Origin of the sequence: uncultured Campylobacter sp., assembly GCF_938031315.1 — a bacterium.
Classification (GTDB): domain Bacteria; phylum Campylobacterota; class Campylobacteria; order Campylobacterales; family Campylobacteraceae; genus Campylobacter_B.
In genome coordinates this window covers 1-2,361 of record NZ_CALHHT010000033.1, presented here as the reverse complement: position 1 = coordinate 2,361, position 2,361 = coordinate 1, and the positions used below count along the sequence as shown (strand labels likewise).

The following is a 2,361-nucleotide window of genomic DNA, read 5'->3' as shown; positions in this document are numbered from 1 at the left end:
AAGCTGCTGCGATGATGACGCCTACGCGACCATTTGAGTGCAGGTAGCCGTTTACCACGCCGTTTGCGCCCGCTTTAATCGTCTCAAATCTTCTAACGACTAAATTTTCGCCGATCGTAGCGATCTGGCTCTTTAAATGCTCATCAAATTTAACGCCGTTAATGACGCTGGAATTTAGCTCTTCGACACTGCTAATGCCCTTAGTTTGGATATGTAGAGTAGTATTTTTTACTAAATTTATAAAATTTTGATTTTTAGCCACGAAGTCGGTTTCGGAATTTATCTCGCTTATGGTTGCGATCTTGTGATCCGCGCTCACTTCGACGCTCACTAGACCCTCGCTAGCTAGGCGGTCGGCTTTTTTAGCAGCCTTTCCGAGGCCCTTTTCGCGAAGTAGATCGACGGCCTTATCCATATCGCCGTCTGTTTCAACCAAAGCCTTTTTGCAATCCATCATCCCCGCTCCGGTGCTTTCGCGGAGCTCTTTTACCATTTGTGCGCTGATTTCCATTACTCTTCGTCCTCGCTTACGTCAAAATCCTCTTCGCTCATCGCCTCGGCTACGACTTCCTCTTTCTCCTCGTCGCTGACGGCTTCGCTCTGCTCGCCATCCTCGCTCGCATCTTGATCGCGAAGCGCCTTGCCTTCGTTGATAGCCTCAGCCATCTCTTGGCAGAAAAGCTGAACCGAGCGGATCGCATCGTCGTTGCCGGGGATCGGGAAATCGACTACGTCCGGATCGCAGTTCGTATCCAAAGGCGCGATAACCGGCATTTTTAGGCGGTTAGCTTCCGCTACGGCGATCTTTTCTTTTACAACGTCGATGACGAAGATCATATCGGGAAGGCCTTTCATATTGCGAATGCCGCCTAGATAAAGCTCAAGCTTCTCTTTTTTGCGGCGAAGCATTAGCGCCTCTTTTTTGGTTAGTAAATTTATCGAGCCGTCCTCTTCCATAGTCTCGATTACTTCGAGCTTGCGGATCGATTGCTTGATAGTAGAAAAATTCGTCAGCATGCCGCCTAGCCATCTGTGGCTCACATAAGGCATGCCGCATTTTTCGGCGTACTCTTTTAGCGTCGCGCCAGCTTGTTTTTTGGTGCCTACGAAAAGTATCGTCTTACCCTCGGCAGCCGCGTCGCGCACGATATTATAAGTATAGCGGAAGTAGCGGATAGTTTTTTGTAGATCTATGATGTAGATACCTTTTCTCTCGCCGAAAATGAATTTTTTCATCTTCGGATTCCATCTGCGCGTTTGGTGTCCGAAATGAACGCCGCACTCTAGCAAATCTCTCATTGTTACCATGAGTTTTCTCCTTGTGGGTTGCCCCGAAATTTAGGTTTCTCCTCCACACCCGTTAACATTTGTTTTTGACAAACGCAACCAAATTTTAGGATTGGTGTGTGTGAATTGAAGCTGGGATTATATTTAAAATTTTATTAAAATAAGCTTGCGGCACGGCGAAATTTTACCGTGGCGAGCAACGTTTAAATTTAAGTTTTAAATATAACGGATCATAAATGGGGCTAAAAATTCAGCAAATTTTAATGGGGGGGGGTAAAATTTTACTAAATTTTGATTTAAGGAGTAAGAAATGAAAAAAAATAGTTTTAGTTGTGACACTGTCTGCTTGCGTAGCTCTTAGTGCTACAAGCATAGAAAAGGATTGTAATAAAGGGGATTCTACCTCTTGCACACTAGCAGGTAAAATGTATGAATTTGGAGTAGGAGCAAAAAAAGATTTCGCAAAAGCGGCTCAATTTTATAAAAAAGCTTGCGACGGAAACGACTATGAAGCATGCTCAAATTTAGGTACTTTATATAGCGAAGGGCAAGGAGAAGGCGTAAAACAAGATAGCAAAAAGGCTATAAAGCTTTATACTAAGGCTTGCGACGGCGGATATGCAGCAGGGTGTTCAAATTTAGGCGTTATGTATTCTAGAGGACAAGGAGTAGAAAAAGATTTCGTAAAGGCGGCGGCATATTTTAGAAGAGCTTGCGATGCAGGTTATTGGGACGGCTGCGGAAGATTTGGCGCGATTAGATATGCGGCATTCGACGATAAGCAAAAAGCAGTAGAATATTTCAAAAAAGCATGCGAACTAGGCAAAAATAGCGATGGAATAGGATATATATTAGAAGGCGAAAGTGAACAGTCTTGGCAACATTGGTGCGATAAATACGATGCATTAAGATAAGTTATTTTAAAGAGCGGGATTGCGCCTAGCTTTAAATTCTCCCGCTCATTTGATTTTCTTTCATTATCTCATCTTTGTCAAACTTCAAGCTTATATTTTTATCACAAACCCGCAGAAGCGCCCGGTAGTGCCGTCTCTGCGGTATGAAAAATGCCGCTCG

The 2,361-nt window shown here is 44.0% G+C and carries 3 protein-coding genes; 1 reads left to right on the top strand and 2 read right to left on the bottom strand.

Annotated features, from left to right (window positions below):
* Both tsf and rpsB read right to left on the bottom strand, forming a co-directional pair.
* On the bottom strand, positions 1 to 511 hold a 511-nt coding region (gene tsf / locus Q0236_RS00960; RefSeq protein ID WP_297913942.1), incomplete at its 3' end, for a translation elongation factor Ts.
* Positions 511 to 1,308 carry a 30S ribosomal protein S2 gene (rpsB, locus tag Q0236_RS00955; protein WP_297896475.1) on the bottom strand — a complete coding sequence of 266 codons (798 nt, stop codon included), beginning with the start codon at positions 1,306 to 1,308 and terminating at the stop codon, positions 511 to 513. The genes rpsB and tsf, both read right to left, overlap by 1 nt.
* 311 nt (positions 1,309 to 1,619) lie before the next feature.
* On the opposite strand from rpsB, the gene Q0236_RS00950 reads away from it, so the two are divergent.
* A complete protein-coding gene (locus Q0236_RS00950; RefSeq protein ID WP_297913938.1) occupies positions 1,620 to 2,201 on the top strand; it encodes a tetratricopeptide repeat protein in 582 nt (193 codons plus the stop codon).
* Positions 2,202 to 2,361: the final 160 nt, after the last annotated feature.

Coding starts and splice junctions, on each gene's coding strand:
- rpsB (WP_297896475.1), bottom strand. CDS start 1,308: ATGGTAACAATGAGAGATTTGCTAGAGTGCGGCGTTCATTTCGGACAC.